This window comes from Methanococcoides vulcani (assembly GCF_900111645.1).
Taxonomy (GTDB): Archaea; Halobacteriota; Methanosarcinia; order Methanosarcinales; family Methanosarcinaceae; genus Methanococcoides; species Methanococcoides vulcani.
Window position 1 is genome coordinate 143,448 of sequence record NZ_FOHQ01000005.1, and the last position, 24,843, is coordinate 168,290.

Below are 24,843 nucleotides of genomic sequence, written 5' to 3' on the forward strand. Positions count from 1 at the left end.
GTATTGTTGTCAGGATAATCTGATCAACAGGCGCTAGCATGAATGCTAGCATGACTTTTTGTAATAATACTTTCACCCCGCTTGGCTTAAGAGTATATATGCTCACGTCATAGGTAGTATTAGTCACGGATTCGATGGACACACGCCTTTACAAGTTTCAAGGCTAGGTGCCATCGAACCATCCCCTCAATCCGTGCAATTTTAAAACTTAAACTAAAATTAAATAGAATGGAACTGAAAATTGAATCAAAAATAAGCTGATCTGTTCATCAGATCAGTTTTTCAAGATCATTCAGAAAAAGTTCGATCGTACTACTATTAATATGAGGCATGATGACCAAGCGTAGAGCCCGGGGTTTTCGTGTTATGGAAACATGCCAGCCGAATTCATCAAGTAATCTTTTTCTGATATTATCGGCATCCGGAACCTGAAACGCTACAATATTCATGACAGGATCAATGACAGGTTCGATCCCAAGCGCTTTAGCACCTGCAACGATATCTTCTGTTTGTTCCATGCATTGATCGATCACCTGCCTGTAACCTTCTCTTCCAAGATATTTCATAACGGCATATGTTGAAGCTACTGCTGCACCACTTCTGGTACCTGTAAGTGAATATTGTTTATTGATACTGAGATATGGAGTATGTATCTCAAGATCATCCAGATATTCAGTTTCACGGAACATCAATCCACCTGAAGGAATGGTGCTTAATCCCATCTTGTGAGGATCAATTGTCATTGAAGTTACGCCTTCGACCTCAAAATCATAACGATAATCCAAACCCATAAATGGAAGGACAAAGCCACCAAATGCAGCATCCACATGCAAAAAAAGACCTTTTTCAAGAGCGATCTCTGAAAGTTGTTCAATAGGATCTATCTGACCAAATTCTGTTGTTCCTGCTATACCAACAATACCTATTGTATTCTCATCGATCAATGATCTTACTGATCCAAGATCAACTTTCAGAAAATGATCAAGTGAAGCTTTCCTTATTTCTATTCCTGACAGGTCTGCGACCTTGTCAAAAGAAAAATGGGCAGATTCCGGCATTACAACATTTGGTTTTTTGACATCACGACGGGAATTTACCATGGACCTGATAGCCTGTATATTAGATTCGGTTCCACCAGTTGTTAAATAACCGCATTCTTCAGGATCATTGTTATGGTGTAGAAGAGAACCGAACATCTTGAGGACCTTTTTTTCAAGATCATAAGTTCCAGGGAAAAGACCAGGATCTCCCATATTAGCTTCAATGAATTGGGTATGTGCTAAAACTGCAATTTCATGTGGATAAGTACACATAGAACTTAGAACACGATCATAACTGGTATCTGCTGATTTAGCGTTTTTTAAAATAGAGAGTATCTCATCTCTGGATAGTCCGGTTTCTTCCATGAATTCTCGTTTAGTAGAACATATAACCTGCTTAAAACGATTTTGTTCAAAATGAGATAATAGTGATGGTGCTTTCAATTATATCTTTTTGTTAGCATTGTTCACGTGAAGATGTTATAAATTAAAAAAAGAGTATTCCTTTAAATTTTTAATATACCTTTCATTATTAGTTTCCTATTTTGTGATGTTACATATCCTATATTTTTGCTGTTATCTTTTTTTACATTTTTTTTGCAGTAGAGGGTCACCCCATCATTTCGACTGGAATATTAAGCTTAATTTTCGTGTTCTTATCTTTTCCTTGAGAAACCTTTATTACCTATTACTCTTATATTTGGAGCACCCTGTTTTTTTAACATAATAAAAAATATGTTCTCTTATTTTTTTCTGCACTCCAGTCGAAACCATAGGGTCACCCTCCTTTATATAATTTCCATGAGAAACAGAGGGGTCTAGCTCCAAATGAAAGCTTCAAAAACAAAATCTATATAAATAAAAGTTTTAACAACAAAACTAAGATTCTTCATTAGAACCTGTTTCTTTTATTATTAACTTAAATTTATAAAGAGCTGGAATGGAAACAAAGGGGTTATACCCACAAGTATTAATAAGGTACACTTCCATTGCATCGGGTGGAGAATTAAAGAATTCACATTTAGATATAATTCATCAAATATTTTGTTTTTTGATGAATTATTGAGAATATGGTTTCGTAAGATTCTTTTCAATAACATCATTCAATGTAACTAAAAAATCATCATTATTGTCAATACAATAAAATCAATACGGGAGAATAGATCAATTACCATCATATTGATCATTTCGAAATTTGTCTATTATTTAGATCTATTATCCTGTTTGTCATTACACTAAATATATGGAAGGTTTAAAAGTGGAGAACAAATCATTAGATGGATTATTTGAGGACTTATTACAAAATGAATCTCTTTTTAAGAACAAAGAAGTTTTGAGACCTTCATATACTCCTGCATCCCTTCCTCACAGAACTGAACAGGTAAACACTCTTGCTACGATTCTCGTTTCAGCGCTTAGGGGAGACACACCATCCAACATCCTGATCTATGGAAAAACAGGTACTGGTAAAACAGCTGTTGCACGTTATGTTGGTATTGAACTTGAAACAAAAAGTGATAATATCAATATTGATTGTTCAGTGTTATATCTCAACTGTGAAGTTATCGATACCCAGTACAGGCTGCTGGCGAACCTTGCCAAACATTTTGGTGAAGATATCCCTATGACCGGGTGGCCTACTGACCAGGTATTCACAAAGTTCAAAGAAGCTATTGATTCAAAAAAGCAGGTTATCATAATTATTCTTGATGAGATCGATAAACTGGTAAAGAAAGGTGATGACGTTTTGTATAATCTTTCTCGTATCAATACTGATCTTAAAAACGCAAAGGTAAGTATGATCGGTATCTCTAACGACCTGAAATTTACGGAATTCCTTGATCCAAGGGTAAAAAGTTCCCTTGGGGAAGAAGAGATAATCTTTCCTCCTTATGATGCTGAACAGATCAGCGACATCCTGAGACAAAGAGCATCCATTGCATACAAAGAAGAGGTGCTTGACGAAATGGTAATTCCTCTGTGTTCTGCTTTTGCAGCCCAGGAACATGGTGATGCAAGGCGTGCACTGGATCTTTTGAGAGTTGCCGGCGAACTTGCCGAACGTGAGAACGAAACAAATGTTGGTGAAGTGCACGTCAGAATGGCTCAGGAAAAGATCGAGATAGATCGTATCGTTGAAGTTGTCAGGACTTTACCTACACAGTCAAAGTTATCTCTCTATAGTGTCATGCTTTTGAGGAACAACGGACACAGGAATGTCACCACAGGCGAAGTGTACAACGTTTACAGGCAACTGTGTGTGAATGTGGACATGGACATCCTGACGCAAAGAAGGGTCACTGACCTGATCTCGGAACTGGATATGCTGGGTATTCTTAATGCAGTAGTTGTAAGCAAAGGACGTTATGGAAGAACAAAAGAGATCGTCCTGAGCGTGCCTATCGAAAGCACACGCCGTGTCCTCCTTGAGGATTACAGGCTTGGAATGCTTGCGGGATTCAAACCGGTGATCACAGCACAGATGCATCTGTGATGCATCAAACACTTTTTGTTCAAAAAGGAAGAAGAAAGGAAAATAAGATCTCATTTATCAAAAGGCATTAACGACAGGAAACATCATGAAAGCATGAGCCTGAGATGCCCTGCATATGGTATCCTGTATCTTGCCACTCCAATGATCCATTCTTCTTTTACAGGTTGAAGATAACTTATCTGACCCTGCTGGTCATAGTACATGTTTGTCCTTTCGTTATCACCTTTAGTGATGTAACCACTATGTGGTGCGATCGGACCGCCTTCCCACATACTTTCCCCGGCTTCAACAAAGTACATGGCCCTGTGTATGATCGGGGTGACACCTTCCTGTCCGTAAGGGCGGTAAAGTATAACATCACCTTCCTTTTCGAAGGATATGTAATCCGGAGTAGCATCCTGATTGGTCATTATCTGTGTCCTGTCTATGCTTTCGATGAAAATTATATCCCCGATCTTCATATGTGGATCCATACTTCCGGATTCAACAGCAACCATAGGTGTCCACATCCCAAATAACGCCTGGGAAATGACTGCAAATGCCAGAACGGCCAGAATTACAGAAAGAATGTCCCTTGAAAGGGATATCCAGAATTTATCACTTGTTCTGAATGTCTGGAATGAGGCTTTTAGGTCCATATTATCTTTTGAACAATAGCATCTGATTAGTTAAAAAATTTGGTATTGAAGCATCCAGTACGTAGCCTATTTATTTTATAGGAATGCTTTTGTTTGATACAAGAGTTTGATACAAGAATTACATAACTTAGTTACTAAAGCTTAAACTGTCAAAGACAAAAAATAGAATTCAAATTGTTGATCAGTTGTAAAATCGCTTACAATTTGCAAACAAATGACATTTCAGGTCCAATAATGAAAGAGATCAATGTTCAGGAAGCTTTTTTAGAAGCCGGGTATCAGATCAGCCCTGAAGCTGTAAAGCTGATAGTATCTCACAGTTCACCAAAGGACCTGGTTTGTTACATCCTTGAGCATATCGATGAGTCGGTCTTTGTTATTGAAATCGAACATATTGATCTTCCGTCCTTTGAATCTGAATATCCGACCAGCCAGAAAGCTGATTCCGGAACAACTTCAGAGGCTTCTTCACATCCTGGTTCACAGATTTCGCAGAATTCAGAGGTTACTTCGGTAGAAGCACCTGTAAATCCAGTAGTATCAGCGTCACCTTCATTTTCATCTCCATCTGGATATGGAACTGACAGATCATTAAATACCAGCATTCATGCAAATTCTAATTCCAAGGGCAATGTTAATGGAAACAACATCAGCATCATGTCCGATATCACGGACATGTCAACGTGTGTTGGCGAATATATGGAATTTGTTCAGTATTTCAGGAACAGGTATAGCAAGCTTAGTGATATGATCCGTGGAAGGATAACTGCCAGACCAATTGAGAGCCTTAACAGGAACCGCAAGCACGGAGGTGGCTTAAAGCGGAGCGGAGGCGGTGATTACAGTGAAGTTTCTATCATTGGAATGGTATCCGAGGTAAGGAGTACTGCAAATGGCCATAAGATGCTGCAATTGGAAGATCCCACAGGTTCTTTTCTGGTACTTGTGCATCAGGCGGAGAAAGATCTGTTCGAAGAGGCCAGCAAGATAATTCTGGACGAGGTTATCGGTATCACAGGTTCCCTTACCAATGATGGCAGCCTTATTGTGGCAAAGAAGATAATCCTCCCGGACCTTCCGAATATCTCACACAGGAGGGAAGGTACCTGGGGCAAAGCGGTGTTCACATCTGATGTTCATATCGGAAGCTCGACATTCCTTGAAGAAGAATGGTGCAGTTTCCTTGATTTTCTCAATGGAAAGTGTGACAATGATCAAATGAAAGAGCTTTCCAAAGATATCCGGTTCCTTGTGATAGCAGGCGATCTGGTCGATGGGATTGGAATTTTCCCGGGTCAGGAACATGAGCTGGACATTCTTGACATCTATGATCAGTATGCAAAGGCTGCGGAATACTTCAGTCAGGTACCGGAACATATTCAGATAATAATATCACCTGGGAACCACGATGCAGTCCGTCAGGCAGAGCCACAGCCCCGTTTTCCTGAACGTATAACCTCCCTTTTTGAGGACAGGATCACTTTTGTGGGAAATCCCGCATTGGTGGACCTTGACGGTGTTCAGGTACTGATGTATCATGGACGTTCCATTGACGACCTGGTGGCATCGATTCCGGGAGTTTCCTATCAGGAGCCTGAAAAGGCCATGATAGAGATGTTAAAGCGCAGGCATCTTTCCCCTATATATGGAAGCAGGGTTTCCATTGCACCGGAAAAACAGGACCATTTTGTAATTGATCCAATACCCGATATCCTCCATTGTGGTCATGTGCATACCATAGGTATTGGAAGATACAAGAACGTCCTTGCGATAAATTCCGGTACATGGCAGTCACAGACAGAGTTCCAGAAGATGGTAAATGTGATGCCAACACCTGCACAGGTTCCGATTGTGGACCTTTCAACTCTCAGGACAACCCTCCTGCACTTCTGAAATAGTTCTGAAACTTATGGAAAGTTGATCTTATTCCTGTTCCATGGTAAAAGATGATCACTTCTTTTTCAAATCCGATTACTATATATAGTGCAACAGGAAAGTATGCACCAGATGTCACTGAAAGAGAAGGAAGAACTTATGACAATTCCTGAAATACCTGACTTTGAGGCCTTGCTGAAAAAGCAGGGATATAGTCTGGCAGGTACCCATTCTGCTGTAAAGACCTGCCTGTGGCTTGGTCGTTCCATGAAAGGAGAAGGTGACTGTTATAAGTCCAGGTTCTATGGTATCACTTCGCATTGTTGTCTGCAGATGACACCTACTTTGAGGTGCAACCAGCGCTGTCTTTTTTGCTGGAGGCCTACAGAAGCGGAGGTATCTTTCCCGAAAGATTGGGATTCTCCAGTGGAAATAGTGGGGTCATCGATCAATGCACAGCGAAAATTAATATCTGGATTTGGTGGCTCAGCACCAAGGGAGCGCTGGGAGGAAGCAAACCAGCCCAAACACGTTGCTATCTCACTTTCAGGGGAGCCGACCTTGTATCCGTATCTGCCTGAACTTGTGAAAGAGTACGAGAAACAGGGTTTTACCACTTTTGTTGTAAGCAACGGTACTGTTCCTGATATGATGGAAAGGATCGAACCTTCCCAATTATACATGAGCCTTGATGCTCCTGACAGGGAAACATATGAAAAGGTCTGCAAGCCGAAATCCGCTGAACTATGGGACAATATCAACAGGTCGCTGGAAATACTCGGAAAGAAGAATAACCGCAAAGCAATACGCATAACCCTTGTAAAGGGTATGAACATGATCGATCCGGCAGGTTATGCACGTCTTATTGAGATAGCAGATCCGGATTACGTTGAGGTCAAGGCGTATATGCACCTTGGTTTTTCCAGAAGTCGCCTTCCTCGTGAAGCGATGCCTTCACATGAGGAAGTTGTCAGTTTTGCAAAAGAACTTGCTGACCATCTTGGATATAGCATTGCAGATGAAGTGGAAGTAAGCCGCATCGCACTGCTTTCAAAGGACGGTAAAGTTAGCTATCTTGACTGAAGCTGAGTTTCTGGCTTCTGGCCAGTCACAATCTATATTTATATCCTTGTTTACATAGGATACATCCATTTAGCTAATAGCATCCATGTTCTGTATGCAGAACATGATCATCAAGATGCTCAACGCATCTATAATCCCAATTGATCCTTATTATGGAGTATTCCCACAATGGCTGACCAATCTTCACATCAAAAATATGAATTTAAAAAGAAACTGGAATCGTTAAGGAATAAGCGAGGTCGTGGTACTGAACTGATCTCCTTGTATATTCCCCCTGACAAGCAGCTTTCAGATGTGGTTGCACAGCTCAAGACCGAGCACGGTCAGGCTTCCAACATCAAATCCAAGCTGACCAAGACAAATGTGCAGGGTGCCATAGAATCCATTATGTCCAGACTCAGGTATGTGACAGTCCCTGAGAACGGTATCGTCTATTTCACAGGCGCTGTTGATATCGGAGCCAACAAGACAAATATGGAGACAACTATCATTGAGCCTCCACAGCCTATTATTACATACAGGTATCACTGTGATTCTTCATTCTACCTTGACCCGCTGGAGGAGATGTTAAGGGAAGCAAAGACCTATGGTCTGCTCGTCCTTGACAGGCGTGAGGCCTCAGTAGGGCTTCTGGTGGGCAAGCACATAGAACCATATCGTAACCTGACCTCAACCGTTCCTGGTAAACAGAGGAAAGGAGGACAGAGTGCCCACAGGTTCCAGCAGCTTCGACTTATTGCCATACACGATTTCTACAAGCGTATCGGTGATGCAGCAAGTGAGGTCTTCCTCACAGTTGACCAGAAGGACTTTGAAGGCGTGCTTGTTGGTGGTCCTTCACCAACAAAAGAGGAGTTCGAGTCCGGTCATTTCTTCCACCATGAGATAGAGAAGAAGATGCTTGGGCTTTTCGATGTAGCATATACAGATGAGTCCGGTCTTTCAGAACTTGTGAACGCGGCAAGTGAAAGACTTGAGGACCTTGATCTCATGGTAGAGAAGAAACTGATGCAGCAGTTCTTCAAGGAACTGGTATCGGATTCAGGCAAAGCGACCTATGGTGAGGACAACGTACGTGAGAACCTCCTGATAGGTGCTGTCGATATAATGCTCGTATCAGAAGACCTAAGAGCTGAGAGGGAGACCGTCAGGTGTACGTCTTGCGATTATGAGAAAAAGACCACCAGGGATTTCAAGCCTGGTGATTCGAAGACAAGTCTTGGTAACTGCCCGAAATGTGGTTCCTATCTTGAGGTAGTGGAGAAGGTCGATGTTGTGGATGAACTATCCGAAATGTGTGACCAGATGAGTACCACGGTAGAGTTCATTTCCACTGATTTTGAAGAGGGTGCACAGCTTCTGAACGCTTTTGGTGGTATCGTCGCTATCTTGCGTTTCAACACAGGCATCTGAGGTTAATTAACAGGTGATCATTTTGTTCCTAAATTTTATACAGCAGGTTACATCCGTACTGAACGATGCTGTCCGTTCGGCAGGTTTTGAAGTGAACGATCTGGAGCTTGGTCCTTCCCAGCATGCAGACCTTTCGTCAAGGGTCGCATTCAGGCTGGCCTCTGTTGCAAAACAGAGCCCAAAGGACGTTGCTGACAGGATCGCTTCTGAGGTAGTAATACCAGAGGGTTCCTATATCGGGAAGGTAGAGGCATTGGGCCCATATCTGAATATCAGTGCCAGTCGCAGTTTCATTGATGCTATCGTTTCCGGGATCAGGGAGAAAAAGGAGTCTTTCGGAGGCAATTTCTGTGAGGGCAGGATACTGCTTGAACACACTTCTGCTAACCCTAACGGTCCTCTTCATGTCGGACACATAAGAAATTCCATTATCGGAGATACCCTTGGTAGAATCCTCAAACGTGCAGGATACAATGTCGAGCTGCACTACTATGTAAATGACATGGGCCGTCAGATAGCCATAGTTTCCTGGGCTCTTGAGCACTTCGAGTTCGATGAAAGTTCCAAGCCCGACCATGCTATTGCAGATGTTTACATAAAGGCGAACGCAGAGCTTGAGACACACCCCGAAAAGGTTGCCGAGATCGACAGGCTCATGCAGCTTGTTGAGAGCGGTGATGAGGAGACAATTGAGCGTTTCGATAAGGCTGTAGGTCTTGCAGTTGCAGGTATCAAGGAAACCCTCGGAAAGATGAACGTCTCCCACGACGAGTTCCCGAAGGAATCAAGTTTCATCAGGTCCGGTGATGTTTCAAGGATAGTGGATGAGATCAAGGCTACAGGACGTACTGAGATCGATAATGGTGCCCTTGTTGTGGATCTTCTGGATTACGGATTTGAAAAGACGCTAGTTATCCAGCGTTCTGATGGTACTTCACTTTATACAACACGTGACCTTGCATACCATGAATGGAAGGGAGAGCGTGCTGACAGGATCATCGATATCTTTGGAGCAGACCATAAACTTATCTCCGGTCAGCTCAAGGCCACGTTGAATGCCATAGGCAAAAAAGAACCTGAGTTCGTTATCTTTGAGTTCGTTTCATTGCCTGAAGGTTCAATGAGCACAAGGCGCGGCAAGTTCATAAGTGCCGACGAACTGTTCGACCAGGTCAAGGTCCGGGCACTGGAAGAGGTGGACAAGCGCCGCCCTGAGATGCCTGACGATTTCAAGAAACAGGTTGCTGACATGGTCGGTATCGGTGCTGTCAGGTACGATATCGTGAAGGTCTCACCTGAGAAATCCACGGTCTTCGACTGGAAGGAAGCTCTGGATTTCGAGAAGCAGGGCGGTCCTTTCGTACAGTACTCACATGCACGTGCATGCAGTATCCTGCGAAAGGCAAAGGATGAAGGCCTGTGGGACAGTGAGGCAATTATTGCTCCTTCACTTCTTGTGGAAGATACTGAGATAGCTCTTATCAAGAAGATGGGAATGTTCGACAATGTGCTGGACCAGTGTGCAAAGGAACTGAAACCTCATATGCTTGCTATCTACGGAAGGGAACTTGCAGATGCATTCAACCAGTTCTATCGCTTCGTGTCCGTCCTCAATGCTGAAGAAGAGGATGTCCGTGCAAGCCGTCTGGCTCTTGTGGACTGTGCAAGGATAGTGCTTGCTAACACTCTGGATACCCTTGGAATGGGTGCTCCTGAATCAATGTAATTCAGGCATGAAAAACATATCAACACAGATCGGGAGAATGGAATATGAAATTATACATGTACTTTCTCCTGTATCTTTTTTTAGTAAATGCTTATGCTTTCTGGCTGATGTACTCTGACAAAAAGAAAGCTATTAAGAACCAGTACAGGATACCGGAAAAGACCCTTTTCACCTGGGCATTGCTGGGCGGGAGCATAGGTTCCATAATGGGGATGCAGAAGTTCAGGCATAAGACCAGGCATCCGAAATTCAGGATCGGGATGCCTCTGATATTTATAGTGGAAGGCTATCTTTTCCTGGAATATGCTTTACAGGTCCTGTTTTGAGATCATGTGATCATCATATGATCATCGTGTGGCTATTATGTAGCTGCATCATTGATTTCAGATACCTATCTGAAAAACTATTCTGCAAAGCGTTTTATAAAAAAAGAAGTTGATTACTGTATAATGAAGATACGGATCGAAACTCCAAAATTCAGCTTTTTCAAGTATCAGAAAGTTGATGACGGGTACAAAAGAGTCCTTTTTTCCCCGATACCTACGATATTCAACTATGGTTTCATTGAAGATACCTTAGGCGATGATGGGATGGAAGAGGATGCCATCGTACTCGGACCCCGGCTTCCTCAGGGCACCCTGGTAAAACTGACCAATGCCGGTGGTGTGGTCAGATTTGTGGATGATTCTGTTCAGGACGATAAGAAAGTATTCTATCTTGGAGACAGGTATTCTGAAAAACTGTTCGGCTTATATTTCAGGATATATGCACTGTTCAAAAGGTTCCGCTATCTGCTCTTTGAAAGAAGAATTGCAGAATGCAGGTTCGAAGGTATTGAATTGTTCGAGGAAAAGTGAGAACTGGTCAGTGTACCAATCAGTGTGAACTAAACTGATAAATGTAAATCAAAATAGTGTTCTGCAAAAAAGAGATTAGGAAAAGGCACATCCTTCTCCTGAAGAATTGTACTGGAGTGTTTTATTCTTAAAGGATATTGATGGTCTGTATATTCTTGACCTTGTTACTGAAAGGTATTCCTTCCTGCTCCAGATGCTCTTTTATCGTACCCTCGACGATCTTCACAAGCTCTTCCTTTTCCACATTTGTAACTGCTGAAAGGAACTTCACGCTGCAATCCTTTCCTTTTGTTTCAAAGAACTCGATATGAGGTATGCTCTCTGAAGATGTGATACTGGCTTTCATGAGGATTCCCGGGTATTCCATGGCCATTTTTATGTGACCTACGAAATCCGGATTGAGCTTTTTGACCTGCTTGCTTATGGAAGTCAGGACATCTGTTGCATACTTTTCTGCCTTTTGCTCTTCCAGTTCGCAGTCTTTGATGATAAGTTCGCCGGAATAGGAACTGACCTCAGAGGCTTCAATAGAATTGATAGCTTCTCTTGATTCCCTTTCCTTACTCTTGCCTGCCAGCAGGTCTATGAGCCTCTGGAACTTCTCATCGACTTCCTTTGCAGAGAATTCAATAACTTCTGCTTCGGGATTGATCTCCTCCAGGAAATTCCTGACCTCTGCAACCTTTTCTTCCTCTGCGATATCGACCTTGTTGATACAGAGGATCTCAGCATCTTCTATCTGTGTCAGGATGAACTTCGGTGTTTGCTTTATCTCGGTGTTGAACCTTGTCCCGTCAACAATGTTCACGATAGGTGCAAAGCTCAGGTCATCTATCTTCATGAGGCCGATGTCTTCCTTGATCTGCCTTGGGAAGGCGATGCCTGTAGGCTCGATAATAATAACGTCAGGGTGGAAGTCATCTGAAAGTTTGGCAAGGGTGTATTCCATGCTGATCTTGAGAGTACAGCAGATACAGCCGCTTGTAAGTTCTTCGGTGACGATCCCGGTGCTTGAAAGTGTGTCACCGTCAAGTCCGATCTCACCTATCTCGTTCACGATTATCGCGATCTTGTGGCCTGTTTCGCTCAAATGCTTACCGAGCTTTAACAATGTAGTGGTCTTGCCGCTTCCGAGAAAGCCGCCTATGATCATTATCTTCAATTATCTCACCAGTGGTAGAATGATATTATTTAAGAAAATTACTTCCTTTTAAGCTTCTTTTCAACTTGGGAGTCTTTACTTATAATACTTGCAGGTTCGGTGTTTAGTTTCTTTTTCTCATACTCCCAAAGAAAATAATTCGCTAACATTATAAATGATACTCGCACATACGATAGTTATGAGTGACCTGATCTTTGATGACATTGGCAGTTATCCGCTACCTGAAGGCGTAACAAAGGAGTGGATGGAGAGTGCATTTTCGAAAAGGGATAGTGATGAGAAGCTTTTTTCTGTCATACGTTCGGCCTTTAGCCAGAAACTTGATGCTGGTGTGCAGGTAGCAACATATCCCCAGTTCCAGGACATGAACCAGCAGTTCCTGTCAATCATCAATGATCCGGAATGTGTGGAAGAGCCTTTCAAGGTCAAAGAGGACAGCGCACGTATCCTTGAGCTTGCTGTTATAGAAGAAGCTGCTGCAGAGTACAGGGATGAGACCGGTGAAAAACCGGATGTCCGTATCTGTGTGACCGGTCCGCTTGAACTTTATCTTAAGGACTTCGGGGGAACCCAGTACACAGACATCCTGAACCTGCTTGCAATAAGTATCGACCGTTTCATAAGCAATTCGATCAAGTCTGCGAAGAACTTCAATATCAGGACGGTCTCCATCGATGAGCCAAGTATCGGTATCAACCCACAGGTCATGTTCGAGGATGCCGAACTGGTGGAAGCACTGAGCACTGCCACTTCCTATGCAGGTAAGCAGGACGTGGACGTGGAGATCCATCTGCACTCCCCGCTTCATTACAGGATAGCCTGTGATACACCGACCATTAATGTCATAGGTGTGGAGTCTGCAGCAAACCCTTCCTATCTTGATCTTATCGACAGGAAGGTGCTGGAAGATGCCGATTCGTTCCTGCGCGTGGGTATTGCGAGGACCGATATTTTCAACCTTGCGTCTGTACTCAACGAAAAGTACAACACTAATGTCTGGAAGGACACTCAGTATTTGTCGGAGATTGTAACGGAAATGGAAACTCCGGATGTCATCTCAAAGCGCCTTGAAAAAGCAGATTCCATATTCGGGGATCGCATCAAGTATGTTGGTCCCGATTGTGGTCTTGGTTCCTGGCCAACACAGGAAATTGCAGGACAATTGCTCAGGAATGTATCTGAAGGGATTGACAAGTTCTCCAAATAAGATAATTCAGTACTGAAAAGACAACGTGTTCAGATCATATCAGGGTCCTGCTGATCAACAGACCCATCAGATCGATCACATATCCTGCTATTTTTGGTGTCAATCGTATTTCTATATATGCAGCAACATGGAGCATAATTATCGCAATTGAGAATATTTTCAACAGGTATCGGGATCTCAGATATGCTCCTGTGATATCCTCTATCCTTCTAATGTCTTCTTTTAGATCCTCTTCTTTTTCAGCTTCGAATAAACGCCCTTTTATGATCTCTTCTGAGTGAATTCTTGAAAATCTGTATGCAATGGATGTTGCTATGAAAATTGCCGGCAGTTCAATTATTCCATGAGGAAGTATTGAAGCAAAGTAATATATGAAAGCAAAGTCAGCTCCTAGAACAATACCAGCAAATCCTGCTGTTTGAATCCCCCACAGTATACCATTGAACACGAAAAATGCAAGGATAGTTCCTGCTATAAGGCCATTTAGGAACAATGTCATCACAGGAAATATGAGTGGGAGTACTGATGCTATTGCTCTATAGTCCTCGCCGGTGTAACCGCAATGTTTCCAGATAGAATTTGAGCTATCATTTTTCTCATCCACATCATATTTCTTTATATCAGGATAGATGTGCAGGGCGACCTTCTGTACAAATGAAAAAAAGGGTGAAGATAATTTTTCCATATTACAGGAGATCTTAGAATAGAACGGGTGCTGTGAGCGCAATATTAATTCTTTGAATACTATTCTGTGACTGTATGTTATGGCTCCGGCACCGATAGATGTGACAAATATTGCTATTATGTTGAAGAAAAAAACAGAATATAGCGGACCGATATATCTGGCACCGAACTCCACTTTTGAAGTAGCGGCATCTGAGGTTGAAATAATTGCCTCGTTGACGACATCAACTTCTGAAGTAGCAGCCTGTGCTGTTGAGATCAGGACAGCACTTACCGATTCAGGTTGCGAAAAGAAGAAAGCAACTACGTAAACAGATATGCTGAATACAAAGGCCAGTATCGTAAATAGCGTGAACAGTTTCACTGACCATATTACATCTTTCCGTTTTATTTTGAATTGGCTGCTTTCTTCTTTTTCCATGATCGTTCGTTTTAGTGAACTATCTTTGAAATATCAAGTTCAAGGATGTCCTCAGCACCGAGGTCCTTGAGTTTTGGGATCAGGATGTTCACTTCGTTCTTGTTCACAACAGATTCTACGGCATAGTAGTCGGAATTGTAAAGCTGGGAAACAGTTGGCCTTTTAAGTGATGGAAGTGCCTCGATCACAGAGTCCAGCTTATCAGCAGGTACGTTCATGTCGATGAGTACTTTTCCACGTGCTTCGATAACCGCCAGAAGCAAGGTCTTGATCTCTTCTATCTCTTTCCTCTTGACAGGATCGTCCCAGCTTTCCTTGTTAGCTATAAGCTTTGAGGATGATTCCAGCATAACATCCACGATCTTCAGTCCGTTCTTACGGAGAGTGGATCCTGTCTCTGTGAGGTCGACCACGACATCCATAAGGTCAGGGACCTTTGCTTCGGTTGCACCGTATGAAAAGTGCAGATCGACCGGAATTCCAAGGTCATCGAAGAACTTCTTTGTAATATTCGGATACTCGGTTGTAACCCTGCTTCCGGGTTTGATGTCTTTGGCACTCTGGATATCGCTGTCCTGTGGAACAGCAATAACGATCTTTACAATACCGGCACCCTGCTTGCTGTAGGGCATATCGGCAACCTCTACCACATCTGAACTGGATTCCACTACCCAGTCACGTCCGGAGATCCCGAGATCAAAATAGCCTTCCTCGATATATTTTGGGATCTCCTGTGGGCGCAGGATCTTTATCTTTTCGATCCTTGGATCATTGATCTTTGGGTTGTAATCCCTGGATGTCTTTTTTATCTCAAGGTCTGCCTGCTTGAACAATAGTAATGTCTGCTCTTCTAAACTGCCTTTTGGGATTGCTATATTGATCATTTTTATCACTTGTTCGATTTGGACTATGGTTATTCAGAGTTCTAATTTGGAGTAAAATGATATTTGTCTGAATAAACAGTTATTGTATTTTTAGTTCTTACTTATGTTTATCAGGATTTCACTTAACTTTAACTGTTCCACTTTTTATAATCTATAAATGATAAATATAACTTTCATCGATGACTTAAAATATATCTCCATACAAATATATCTAAGAGATTCATGGTTTGGTATTAAAGAGAGGTTTAATATGAGGATACAATCTGGAATTGAAGGTTTCGATGAACTTGTTCAGGGTGGACTGGTTCCGGAACGTGTTTATCTTTTAAGCGGTCCCCCTGGAAGCGGAAAAACCACTTTTGGTATGCAATTCCTTGCACAGGGTGCTACTTTTGGGGATGTCGGTCTCTATGTTAGCCTGCTTGAAAGCCCCCAGAACATCATCAATGATATGTCCAATTACTTGCTGAACGTGGCGACCTTAATAAAGATGAAAAAGCTTCTTTTTGCAGATCTTGGTCCCAGAATGGAATACGGATACATGGATGACCTCCATGAAGTTATAACTTCAGATTATGATGTAAGCCACTCATCTGTGGAAGGTGAAGCTCCTTCCCCGGCAATGGTGTTCAAAGAGATCGCTGCTTATGTTCAGGAATACAATGTAAAAAGGCTTGTTATAGACTCTGTATCTGCTATCCGTTTTACTACAAAGGATCGCATTTCAGAAGAAAAAGAGATGGGCAGGTTCATCAGGAACCTGAAGCAGCTTGGATGCACTACCATCCTTCTCTCTGAGATGACAGACCCAAGTGCATATTCAACAGAACAGTTTGCATCACATGGAGTAATGTTCCTTCACAACTTCCTCTATGGCAAGAAGATGACCCGTGCATTGCAGATCATAAAGATGCGTGGAACAAAGCATGATTGTAATATGATGCAGCTTGAGTTCACTGAGAAAGGACTGAAAGTATCTTCCTACCTTGAATAATGGTAATGTGGAAATGGACCTGTCCAAGAAAAATAAGGATAAGCCTACCCTTGCTGAACTGAAAAGGGCAGAAGTTGAAAAGAAAGCCTTTGAGCTTGGCTTTGAGGTAGGTTACCATAAACACTCGGAGATCGGCTGGGTTAAAGAGAATTTTGTGAAGCTGGAAAGCCTCGCCAACAGTCTGGGCCTTGGCGATATTGTTTCCGACAAGTACATTCAGGGCAAAGGCGAAGGTGGCATTGCGAGGGAGAAAGGACTCAATATCGGTTCTGTAACATCTGCAATGAAAAAGGAAGAAGAGTACTCTTTATCGGAGGAACTGGCTTTCAAGAAGCCGAAGGAAGAGGCTCCAGAGGGATACAAAGATTATGCAGGAAATGATGCTATATTTGCTCCTGTGGACCGTCCGAAGTTTCTTGAAAATCCTTCGTGTACTTCCCTGGCCCAAGCTGTTGAACGTCCTACTAATCTTGATGGTTTCAAACCATTAATGCCAAAGAAATAAAATATAAAATGTGGGATATTGGGCTTTAAGCCTTGTAACCATATCCCGCGAATCTCTGTTTATCATCCAGATTGCAGATGGTAAACCTGTCTGATTCATTGTAAGCCAGTAACTTCGATCCTAATAGTGTTACAATACATTCGGCGTCAGTTGTTGTTCTCTCAACTTCCTCGCCATCCTTGACTATCTTTTCAACTCTCATCGGGGATGATTGAAGTCCGACGAAGATATGTGGAACATCTCCGATTGCAAAGCCTTTTGAGAATGGTGAGAACTTACATTTGAGTGTAAGGTCTTCGGTCACATCTTCCTTTTCCGAGAGTATGAAACCTCTCTCAATATCCTTTGACTGGACGTTCTTGAGTGCAAGTCCCACCCGGGCACCTGCAGGTGCGCTCTTTGCATCCACATCATGCAGCTGTATCGAGCGTACTTCGATGGTTTTGTCTGTTGGGAATGCCACCAGCTTGTCCTTTGCTTTCAGGGTGCCCTGCATCACAATTCCAAGTACCACACAACCGATACCTGTTACATTGAAGGACTGGTCGATAACAACGCGTGTTGGCAGATCGTTCAGTTCCTCTTGCTCCTTTGCAACTATATCTCCTGTCTCGAATATCATTTCCTTCAATTCTTCCATTCCTTCAAATGAAGTTGTGGATACGGAGATATATTCCCAGTTCTCAAGAGCAGTACCCGCTGTTATCTTCTTGAGTTTCTCCTTGAGCTCATCTAAAGCATAAGGGTAGCTTGTATCTGCCTTTGTAAGGACGATGATGCCGTGCTTGTATCCCAGGAGGTCAAGTGCGATGATGCATTCGCCTGTATGTGCATCAAGGCCTTCAGGAGGTACGCACAAGAGGACAATGTCTGAAAGATTGAAGGCGGTAACCATGGGTTTGATAGAAGTTGGATACCCTACCGCATCTATGGTCGTCAGGACCCTGTCGTTCTTGGAAAAATCGTACATCGTAATGTCCGCTGTGTTTCCCTTTTTCCCAAGTTTTGAAGCAAGGGTGGTTTTGCCGCTTTTTTCGCTTCCGATAATAGTTATTTTTGTCATATATGATCACACTTTTAGTGTACAGAAATACCTTTTGTCATATATGCTTTTTTGAGATCACCAGAGTTCTCCTTTGAACATGGACAGGGTCTTATCATTAGTACTCTTGCTCAGCTTTTTTATCTTCACAAGGAATTCATCGCCGATCTTTTCCGGTTCATCGAACATTGTATCTATTCCCTGCCGCCGGAGGTATTCCTTGAACTTTGAAAGAGTATCAAGACTTCTAACCCGTATCTGCACTTCGTCAGATACTCTTTCACCTTTTCCTATCTCAGTAATGGAGTCTGCCATTGGACTAAGTATGCTCTCCCCAAGCTGAAGGCAGCGCTTTTTGAAATCTTCTTCGCTTTCTCCCCATTCAAAGGCCTGGAAACCTTCCCGCACCACCCTTGAAAAAAGATAGTCACGTCCAACATCATTATAAAATCTGAAAGCATGTCGCAGATCTGCACAATTGCTCTGTGAACAGGTGTACTTTATAGGCGGGATGTTCATATCGGGATCTTTGATCACAACACCTTCATGTTCAATTTTCCCGAGTTCTTTGATAATGGTCCGTATCTTCGCAGGAGCCTCTTCTTTTGTAAATTCCCCGAAAAGCCTGACCTGTGTAAAACCATATTCTTCTGCCATCTTCCTTCTTTCATATACAGGCAGAGGCTCACCACTGCCCTTATGCCTGATATCGAAGACAAAGAAGTCAAGGGAATCGATATCGTATATTTTCTTGGGCACATAAGGGTTATCGGGTCCGACCATTTCCCCGTGAAGGACTAGGTCCGGATGGTCATTAAAAAAATCAATATTCAGCAGGTACCTTGCTTTTTCGGTGGAATAGGGGCAGACATATCCACCGCGTGTGATAGCGGTTATCTTTCCGTCCAGAGCTATGGCTCGTACATTAAAGCCATTCATCTTCTCTTCCACACAGACGGTATCAATATCGGAAAACTGGGAATTGATGGCAGGTTCAAGCAACATGGCTCGCTTTATCTTTGGAAAACCCTTGATCAGCTCAAAACAGCCATCCTTCTGCTAGACAACAGTTCCACTTTCGATCTGTGAAAAAGTGGTTTCAAAACGAAAAAGGTGCTGGTATTCTCCCCAGTTCTGCAAAAGCTCACGCTTATCCAGCAGTCTCTGAAGTCTGGAAATGGGTATGCCAAGATATTCTGCCACACCCTCTATGTCCAGTTCGATATCTTTACCAGCATCCCCGGATCGCATAGTTTTCACTTTGCAATGGTGTTCACAAGCATTCTTCTTGTAATGAGCCCGACCATATATCCTTCGAGGTTTACAACAGGCACACCACCAATGTTCTCCTCAAGCATCATCTCTTTTACTTCCGACACCGGGGTGTTGGTCTGTACGGTCTTGACCCCCCTCTTCATGATATCCTCTACAATGAGGTTCTTGATACGGGAATCCTGCTTGTTTCCTGAAACCACATCCCTGAATGCACGCATTGACTTTGCAATATCCTTCTCTGTAACGATTCCCACAAGCTTATCATCCTCAATAACAGGGAACCTTCCAACATCCTCATCAAGCATCTGATGCCTGACATGGCTTACCCTGTCTCCGGGATGTATAGTTATCGGGTTACTGTTCATAACCTCAGCAGCATACCCGTCGAATGTTACATTTTGAAGCAGTTCAGCGGGCGTGACCCACCCAAGAACGTTCTCATTGTCGCTTACAATGATAACACCACTTTTTTTAGCCATCAATACGACCGCATCATTGAGATCCATATCAGGCAGGACCTTCACATAGTTGTCTGATACAGCAGTAGCAACATGAAGTGAAGAAGCTGGTTTTGCACCTTTCTTTCGTGTTCCCAGTTCTTCGGTAAGCCTCCTCATGGTGAGAACACCGACCAGATCATTATCATGTGTCACTAACAGGCGACGTGTACTTTTCTTCTCCATCACATCAAGTGCATGTGAGATCGTGTCTGATTTGTCAATTGATGTTGGTTGTATCATTATGTCCTTTACTTGCATGTCTGTCACCTCTTTAACTCATGTTCTTAGTCTATACTTCCTTGCTATACCTTTATCAGGCTGCCTTCATCACATCTGTTCTGCTGACAATACCAACGATCTCATCGTTCTCAGCAATGGGGATGCCTGTGACGTTCTTATCGATCATCACCTTTGCAGCTTCCGTGATAGGGTCATTTATATCCAATATGCTTGCGATCTCGGCCATCATATCCTCAGCAACAAGCGGAACTGCCTTCACATATCTGTATACCTTTTCACCGCCTGCCTGTGGTTTTCTTGCCATCTTGATGTTCTTGGATGGTAGCTCTCCCTGATTATTTGCCAGTACGTGCAGTGCAAGTTCTCTTGTGGTTATGATTCCCACAGCTTCACCGGAATCATCGGTAACAATAAGTTTGCTGACATTGTTACTTTCCATTTCATCGACCACGTGATTGACGGTGTGATGCCTGTGTACAAATACAGGATCATTTGTCATTATTTCACCAACTTTCTTATCAGTTGGAAGTTCTGACATGCAGCGTACCACGTCAACTCTCGTGATAATTCCCAGAAGGCTGTCTTTGTTGACCACAGGGATATTGTTGATATCGTTATCGACCATCAGTGCCGTCGCCTGGGAAACAGATGCTTCAGGGTAGATCGTGACAGGTTCTTCTGTCATTATCATTTTTACAGGGACCTTGTCTATCGGTCTTCTTCTCCACATAGGTTCTGCCTGTGCAAGGCGTCTTCCCAGATCGGACTTAGTTACTATCCCCACCATCTTGTCGTTCTCTACAACAACAATAGTGCTTATCTTGTGCCTTAGCATAAGGTTCCTTGCATGTGATACAGGCTCATCCGGTCCCATTACATGGACAGGTGATGTCATAATGTCTGATACTTTCATATCTCATCCTCCTTGTTCTTTTGTTATCCTTGTGGATTTTCATTCATTCAGCCATTGCTCTAAGTATATCCCTTTCTGTGATTATACCACAGAGCTTTCCGTTGTCAATTACAGGCAGTGCCCCAACACCATTTTTCACCATAAGCTCGCTTGCTTTCCCAAGATCTGCATCTGATGATACCCAGACAACATCTTTTGAGATCAGTGAGCTGATAGGAGCATCCATTGCTTCATGGATGTTACCGGTGGTTAGCTTTTCAAATGCATCTCCATTTCCCAGGAAGTGCATTATGGACGACGCATTGACAACACCAATGAGAATATCTCCTTTGACCACAGGAAGTCTGCGGAAACGATTCATTACCATTATCTTTGCAGCATCACTAATGGTCATGTCTGCAGACGCTTTCTCAATTCTTTTGCTCATGTACTCAGCGATAGTTTTGTTGGTAACTATTCCAGCTGTAAATGTCAGGAAATCCTTCTCTGTGCAGATGGCATGTACATGATTTGCATTATCTACGATCGGAAGGCTTCCGATATTGTTCTTGAGCATAAGATCAAAAGCTTCCCTGATATTCCCGTCACTGCGTATCGATATCACATTATGCTGCATTATTGTGCTTACATCTGCATTGATGGCTGCAAGCAGGTTGCCCTTATACCTCTTTTCAACAAGTTGGTTCTTATCTCCTCCTCCAAGGAAATCGATTACATCGAAAGAGGTAACGATACCCTCAACCCGATTTGTGCCAGCATCAGTAAGGGGGATATGCCTGAAGTTCTTTCTTGTCATGATCTTTATGGCATCGATGATCCTTGTTGTAGGTGGGGCCGTGATAACTTCTTTGGTGGCCACCGACATAATATCCCCTTCGTGCTCTGAGATCCTTGTATGAAAATCAAAAGCCCCACGATCCATTGTGCCGGAAGTGGTGATCAACACATGATCCTTTTTTTGAACCCTGCCCTTTGTAGGGCTATGTGCTTCAAGTTTCATTTAATCCTCCATATTTTTCGTTCTTTTTATGATGTTCGACTGGCGATACGGGTTCGGGAGTGATCTAAGATTACCCGGAAAGATCTTTGGGATTTAGGATACAGACCCGGATTTAACTGCTTTATAAATTTTAGATGGAATTTCCTCCATTATTGAACAGGATCAGTTCCCATTACAAATGCCCGTAAGATATCAGTGCGATCCACGATACCTACGATCCGATCTTTATCAAGAACCGTCATTCTGCCAACATCGTAATGGAGCATCTTCTCGAGACATTCCTTTACCGATGTATCGGCAGACACGGTATAAACAGGCGTGGACATTATCTTTTCAACTACTGTGGTATCCTTTGGCTGAGTGCCGTGTGTATCGTTCAGGGCTGTCCTGACGAATCCGGAACGTATTATGTCCATTCGTGTTACCATTCCAATGGTCTCACTGTTGTCAGAGACCACAGGCAGACCGGAAAAGTTCGATTCGAGCAAAACAGGCCAGACCTTTGTGAGACTTTCCTTTGGTGTGCATGTGATTACATCTGCGGTCATAATATCAGCCACAGCTGCATCCAGTTTCCTGTCACTGCCAATGTTTGCAAGTATGTCTGAATTGCTTAAGATTCCGGCTACCATCCTGTTTTCAGTGGAAACTATGACAGGACATCGGCTTACCTCCGAATCGAGAAGATGCTTTGCAGCATCAACAATATCTGTTTCCGGAGTTATCAACGGACAATCGTGCATGTATCCTTCAACTGTGACATTGGATCGTGTGGACTTGATATTGAGAACGTCCTGGTCCTTGAGGATACCAACTACTTTTTGTTCCTCATCTATTACAGGGAGACCCCTGAGGAAGTGGTCTCTCATTAGCTGACGTGCATGGGTTATATTATCATGCTTTTTTATGCATACGGCATCCTTTGACATAATTTCATTAACTTTCATACGAACCCCCGTTCATACGATTATTCAAAGAAGCGGATCAGTCGTAGTCGCTTTCGTCTTCCTTACAGTCTTCACATAACATAAGACCGTTAACAGGGCTAAGGCTATCCACATACGAACTACATCTCTGGCAGATCCCCCTTTCAAATTCTAATTCCGTCGTTTCAGGAATATCCTGCTCCCGGTTTATTTCTATCAAGTCTTCAAGAATAGTATTCAGGCCCGGAGCTACTGTAAGGATATCCCGATCCGTGATGATACCAATGATCTTCTCTTCATCGGTGACTGCAAGCCGTCGGATCCCGGATTTGACCATGATCTCAGATGCTTTGATAACATCTGTTGCTGGTTTTACTGTTATAATAGGGGATGACATTATCCCTTCAACAAGCATGGTGCTGGGTTTGACATCCTTTGCCATGATCTTGTGAACAATATCCCTTTCAGTGACAATACCTACAGGGTTGCCATCTTTCGAGACAATGAGGCTACCTACATTGTTCTCCTTCATTGTCTGAGCGGCTTTAAGCGCTGTACTGGTAATGTCAAGGACAAGAACGTCCGGTGTCATGATCTCACGCACGACAATATCGTTCAGGAGCTGATTTGCAGATCCATCAGCCTCGACATCCCATTTGGTCCTAATGACCATACGATATCACCCTCCTATGCTATTATTTGTGTTCCCACACTACACAAATAACATTCTGACTTAATAGCATATATAGGTGATTGTGGTCACAATATGTTGATCCTTGTGCGGTTTCCTGCACTTAGTTCTATTTCGTCGTTAAAGCCTGATTTTGAGTATGCATCAATGATCTTGATAGGGGTATCAATGTCCAGTTCGTCCACAAGAAGTGCATGATCTCCCCACAATGCTATGCGGATACGTCCTGTGTCATCTGATACATAGATATTTGAGACCATGTTAGTTGTTCCGTCATCCCTGTCAAATTCCCTGAGCTCTCCAAGACCTGAAACAGAACCCTCGATGGAATAGGATTCCCCGGGTATTATGTCAGCTATTGGAGTGAAGCTTTCTTTGTATTCGACACTGGCATCTGTTTTCCTGAGAACTCCGTGATTGCCTATCTGGATCTCGACCTGCTGGCTGAAGTTGTTGGTCCTGGCATATCCGTTTATGATCTCAACAGCATCATCCAGGTTCAGGTCACTGGCAGAATCGACCTTTTCATCCCATAATGTCACACGTATCTTTCCGGTCTCATCACCAATGAGTATGTTAGAAACACGGCCCTGACTGCCGTCTTTCTTCTGGAATGTCCTGACATCCGATACGTCCAGCAACTTTCCGGAGATGTTGATGTCGCCCATGCCATCCTTTATCTCAGATATCTTCTGTGAGTCCATCCTAACCTCAACGTTCTGGTCGGTCTTATTGATGACACCATACCTTCCGATGTTGATCTCAGTGCCGGAATATCCATCTTTTGCATAGCCACTGATCTCCATGCAGTCGCCTACCTCTACACTTCCGTTCTTGATAAGCTCAGCACGTTCGTCCCATAGTGTCAGCCTGATAGAACCGGTCTCATCAGCTACCATGATATTACCGACCCTTCCGGTGGTACCGTCATTCCTGTTAAACTCACGTACATCAAATACTGAGACAATCTTTGCAACGAAGTTGACATTACCGATCTCAGGGGTTATATCCTTTATTTTGATAACTTCTTTTGCGGTATCCGTGACACCAAGGTCATGGGCAACGAGCATTGCCGCTGTCTTAGTATCACAAAGGCCGCTCATCTGATCGACCTTTTCATCGACCTTCTTTCGAAAATCATCTTCGCTGATAATGCCTCCAAGCTTATTGTAGATTTCAGTTATATCGTCCATTGATGACACCTGTAAATAGGTTCTGGAACATGGGTTCGCAGAACCGTTTAGAATATATGTGATATGTAAAGCAATTTGTT

The 24,843-nt window shown here is 43.0% G+C and carries 24 protein-coding genes; 10 read left to right on the plus strand and 14 right to left on the minus strand.

From position 1 onward, the window contains the following. Positions 1–269 precede the first annotated feature (269 nt). On the minus strand, positions 270–1,406 hold the full coding sequence (gene mfnA, locus BMX02_RS08620) for a tyrosine decarboxylase MfnA (RefSeq protein WP_091690280.1): 1,137 nt from the start codon (positions 1,404–1,406) through the stop codon (positions 270–272). A gap of 877 nt (positions 1,407–2,283) precedes the next feature. Between mfnA and BMX02_RS08625 the strand changes: the two genes are divergently transcribed. Further along, entirely contained in the window at positions 2,284–3,534 is a 1,251-nt protein-coding gene (locus BMX02_RS08625) for an ORC1-type DNA replication protein (RefSeq protein ID WP_091690281.1), read from the plus strand. 83 nt (positions 3,535–3,617) lie between these two features. Here the strand turns inward: BMX02_RS08625 and BMX02_RS08630 are convergent, their stop codons facing one another. Then, positions 3,618–4,172 carry a signal peptidase I gene (locus BMX02_RS08630; RefSeq protein ID WP_091690282.1) on the minus strand — a complete coding sequence of 185 codons (555 nt, stop codon included), beginning with the start codon at positions 4,170–4,172 and terminating at the stop codon, positions 3,618–3,620. Between the two features lie 234 nt (positions 4,173–4,406). Here BMX02_RS08630 and BMX02_RS08635 point away from each other — a divergent pair, with 234 nt between their 5' ends. The 6 genes from BMX02_RS08635 to BMX02_RS08660 all read left to right on the plus strand — a co-directional run bounded on the left by BMX02_RS08635 (position 4,407) and on the right by BMX02_RS08660 (position 11,126). Beyond that, the gene (locus BMX02_RS08635; protein ID WP_091690283.1) at positions 4,407–6,065 is read left to right on the plus strand and encodes a DNA-directed DNA polymerase II small subunit; all 1,659 of its coding nucleotides are present in this window, start codon (positions 4,407–4,409) and stop codon (positions 6,063–6,065) included. Between the two features lie 114 nt (positions 6,066–6,179). Next, positions 6,180–7,130, plus strand: coding sequence for a 4-demethylwyosine synthase TYW1 (twy1, locus tag BMX02_RS08640; protein ID WP_091690323.1), 951 nt, complete (start codon positions 6,180–6,182; stop codon positions 7,128–7,130). A gap of 168 nt (positions 7,131–7,298) precedes the next feature. Further along, positions 7,299–8,543: a peptide chain release factor aRF-1 gene (prf1, locus tag BMX02_RS08645; RefSeq protein ID WP_091690284.1), complete on the plus strand. Its 1,245-nt coding sequence runs from the start codon at positions 7,299–7,301 to the stop codon at positions 8,541–8,543. Positions 8,544–8,565: 22 nt separating this feature from the next. Then, positions 8,566–10,269 (plus strand): arginine--tRNA ligase, encoded by a 1,704-nt coding sequence (argS, locus tag BMX02_RS08650; protein WP_091690285.1) that lies wholly within the window; start codon positions 8,566–8,568, stop codon positions 10,267–10,269. A gap of 44 nt (positions 10,270–10,313) precedes the next feature. Beyond that, positions 10,314–10,595, plus strand: coding sequence for a DUF1294 domain-containing protein (locus BMX02_RS08655; RefSeq protein WP_091690286.1), 282 nt, complete (start codon positions 10,314–10,316; stop codon positions 10,593–10,595). Between the two features lie 123 nt (positions 10,596–10,718). Then, entirely contained in the window at positions 10,719–11,126 is a 408-nt protein-coding gene (locus BMX02_RS08660) for an inorganic diphosphatase (RefSeq protein ID WP_091690324.1), read from the plus strand. A 127-nt stretch (positions 11,127–11,253) separates the two neighbouring features. Here BMX02_RS08660 and BMX02_RS08665 read toward each other — a convergent pair whose 3' ends face one another. Further along, positions 11,254–12,279, minus strand: a complete 1,026-nt coding sequence (locus BMX02_RS08665; protein WP_244625227.1) for a CobW family GTP-binding protein — start codon at positions 12,277–12,279, stop codon at positions 11,254–11,256. A gap of 187 nt (positions 12,280–12,466) precedes the next feature. Between BMX02_RS08665 and BMX02_RS08670 the strand changes: the two genes are divergently transcribed. Further along, complete coding sequence (locus BMX02_RS08670; RefSeq protein WP_091690288.1) at positions 12,467–13,495, plus strand: methionine synthase; 1,029 nt, start codon at positions 12,467–12,469, stop codon at positions 13,493–13,495. A gap of 34 nt (positions 13,496–13,529) precedes the next feature. On the opposite strand, the gene BMX02_RS08675 is transcribed toward BMX02_RS08670, so the two are convergent. Further along, the gene (locus tag BMX02_RS08675; RefSeq protein ID WP_091690289.1) at positions 13,530–14,600 is read right to left on the minus strand and encodes a stage II sporulation protein M; all 1,071 of its coding nucleotides are present in this window, start codon (positions 14,598–14,600) and stop codon (positions 13,530–13,532) included. An 11-nt stretch (positions 14,601–14,611) separates the two neighbouring features. Continuing rightward, the gene (hisG, locus tag BMX02_RS08680; protein ID WP_091690290.1) at positions 14,612–15,484 is read right to left on the minus strand and encodes an ATP phosphoribosyltransferase; all 873 of its coding nucleotides are present in this window, start codon (positions 15,482–15,484) and stop codon (positions 14,612–14,614) included. A gap of 250 nt (positions 15,485–15,734) precedes the next feature. On the opposite strand from hisG, the gene BMX02_RS08685 reads away from it, so the two are divergent. Further along, on the plus strand, positions 15,735–16,478 hold the full coding sequence (locus tag BMX02_RS08685) for an RAD55 family ATPase (protein ID WP_091690291.1): 744 nt from the start codon (positions 15,735–15,737) through the stop codon (positions 16,476–16,478). Continuing rightward, entirely contained in the window at positions 16,471–16,983 is a 513-nt protein-coding gene (locus BMX02_RS08690; RefSeq protein ID WP_091690292.1) for a hypothetical protein, read from the plus strand. The genes BMX02_RS08685 and BMX02_RS08690 overlap by 8 nt, the downstream gene beginning before the upstream one ends. A gap of 25 nt (positions 16,984–17,008) precedes the next feature. Here BMX02_RS08690 and BMX02_RS08695 read toward each other — a convergent pair whose 3' ends face one another. The 9 genes from BMX02_RS08695 to BMX02_RS08730 form a co-directional block, all read right to left on the minus strand. After that, complete coding sequence (locus tag BMX02_RS08695; RefSeq protein ID WP_091690293.1) at positions 17,009–18,046, minus strand: EF-Tu/IF-2/RF-3 family GTPase; 1,038 nt, start codon at positions 18,044–18,046, stop codon at positions 17,009–17,011. 57 nt (positions 18,047–18,103) lie between these two features. Continuing rightward, positions 18,104–19,063 carry an RNA ligase gene (locus tag BMX02_RS08700; protein ID WP_342210537.1) on the minus strand — a complete coding sequence of 320 codons (960 nt, stop codon included), beginning with the start codon at positions 19,061–19,063 and terminating at the stop codon, positions 18,104–18,106. 21 nt (positions 19,064–19,084) lie between these two features. Continuing rightward, positions 19,085–19,285, minus strand: coding sequence for a hypothetical protein (locus BMX02_RS12315; RefSeq protein WP_342210536.1), 201 nt, complete (start codon positions 19,283–19,285; stop codon positions 19,085–19,087). Continuing rightward, a complete protein-coding gene (locus tag BMX02_RS08705; protein WP_177165259.1) occupies positions 19,282–20,058 on the minus strand; it encodes a CBS domain-containing protein in 777 nt (258 codons plus the stop codon). Before BMX02_RS08705 ends, BMX02_RS12315 begins: the two co-directional genes overlap by 4 nt. 55 nt (positions 20,059–20,113) lie before the next feature. Further along, the gene (locus tag BMX02_RS08710; RefSeq protein ID WP_091690295.1) at positions 20,114–20,953 is read right to left on the minus strand and encodes a CBS domain-containing protein; all 840 of its coding nucleotides are present in this window, start codon (positions 20,951–20,953) and stop codon (positions 20,114–20,116) included. 43 nt (positions 20,954–20,996) lie between these two features. Beyond that, entirely contained in the window at positions 20,997–21,953 is a 957-nt protein-coding gene (locus BMX02_RS08715) for a CBS domain-containing protein (protein WP_091690296.1), read from the minus strand. A 149-nt stretch (positions 21,954–22,102) separates the two neighbouring features. Next, positions 22,103–22,900 carry a CBS domain-containing protein gene (locus BMX02_RS08720; protein ID WP_091690297.1) on the minus strand — a complete coding sequence of 266 codons (798 nt, stop codon included), beginning with the start codon at positions 22,898–22,900 and terminating at the stop codon, positions 22,103–22,105. A gap of 37 nt (positions 22,901–22,937) precedes the next feature. Beyond that, positions 22,938–23,552: a CBS domain-containing protein gene (locus BMX02_RS08725; protein ID WP_091690298.1), complete on the minus strand. Its 615-nt coding sequence runs from the start codon at positions 23,550–23,552 to the stop codon at positions 22,938–22,940. Positions 23,553–23,638: 86 nt separating this feature from the next. Then, positions 23,639–24,763 (minus strand): OB-fold nucleic acid binding domain-containing protein, encoded by a 1,125-nt coding sequence (locus BMX02_RS08730; protein ID WP_091690299.1) that lies wholly within the window; start codon positions 24,761–24,763, stop codon positions 23,639–23,641. Positions 24,764–24,843 lie beyond the last annotated feature (80 nt).

Coding starts and splice junctions, on each gene's coding strand:
- mfnA (WP_091690280.1), bottom strand. CDS start 1,406: ATGGAAGAAACCGGACTATCCAGAGATGAGATACTCTCTATTTTAAAA.
- BMX02_RS08625 (WP_091690281.1), top strand. CDS start 2,284: ATGGAAGGTTTAAAAGTGGAGAACAAATCATTAGATGGATTATTTGAG.
- BMX02_RS08630 (WP_091690282.1), bottom strand. CDS start 4,172: ATGGACCTAAAAGCCTCATTCCAGACATTCAGAACAAGTGATAAATTC.
- BMX02_RS08635 (WP_091690283.1), top strand. CDS start 4,407: ATGAAAGAGATCAATGTTCAGGAAGCTTTTTTAGAAGCCGGGTATCAG.
- twy1 (WP_091690323.1), top strand. CDS start 6,180: ATGTCACTGAAAGAGAAGGAAGAACTTATGACAATTCCTGAAATACCT.
- prf1 (WP_091690284.1), top strand. CDS start 7,299: ATGGCTGACCAATCTTCACATCAAAAATATGAATTTAAAAAGAAACTG.
- BMX02_RS08655 (WP_091690286.1), top strand. CDS start 10,314: ATGAAATTATACATGTACTTTCTCCTGTATCTTTTTTTAGTAAATGCT.
- BMX02_RS08660 (WP_091690324.1), top strand. CDS start 10,719: ATGAAGATACGGATCGAAACTCCAAAATTCAGCTTTTTCAAGTATCAG.
- BMX02_RS08665 (WP_244625227.1), bottom strand. CDS start 12,279: ATGATCATAGGCGGCTTTCTCGGAAGCGGCAAGACCACTACATTGTTA.
- BMX02_RS08670 (WP_091690288.1), top strand. CDS start 12,467: ATGAGTGACCTGATCTTTGATGACATTGGCAGTTATCCGCTACCTGAA.
- BMX02_RS08675 (WP_091690289.1), bottom strand. CDS start 14,600: ATGGAAAAAGAAGAAAGCAGCCAATTCAAAATAAAACGGAAAGATGTA.
- hisG (WP_091690290.1), bottom strand. CDS start 15,484: ATGATCAATATAGCAATCCCAAAAGGCAGTTTAGAAGAGCAGACATTA.
- BMX02_RS08685 (WP_091690291.1), top strand. CDS start 15,735: ATGAGGATACAATCTGGAATTGAAGGTTTCGATGAACTTGTTCAGGGT.
- BMX02_RS08695 (WP_091690293.1), bottom strand. CDS start 18,046: ATGACAAAAATAACTATTATCGGAAGCGAAAAAAGCGGCAAAACCACC.
- BMX02_RS08705 (WP_177165259.1), bottom strand. CDS start 20,058: ATGCAAGTAAAGGACATAATGATACAACCAACATCAATTGACAAATCA.
- BMX02_RS08710 (WP_091690295.1), bottom strand. CDS start 20,953: ATGAAAGTATCAGACATTATGACATCACCTGTCCATGTAATGGGACCG.
- BMX02_RS08715 (WP_091690296.1), bottom strand. CDS start 21,953: ATGAAACTTGAAGCACATAGCCCTACAAAGGGCAGGGTTCAAAAAAAG.
- BMX02_RS08720 (WP_091690297.1), bottom strand. CDS start 22,900: ATGAAAGTTAATGAAATTATGTCAAAGGATGCCGTATGCATAAAAAAG.
- BMX02_RS08725 (WP_091690298.1), bottom strand. CDS start 23,552: ATGGTCATTAGGACCAAATGGGATGTCGAGGCTGATGGATCTGCAAAT.
- BMX02_RS08730 (WP_091690299.1), bottom strand. CDS start 24,763: ATGGACGATATAACTGAAATCTACAATAAGCTTGGAGGCATTATCAGC.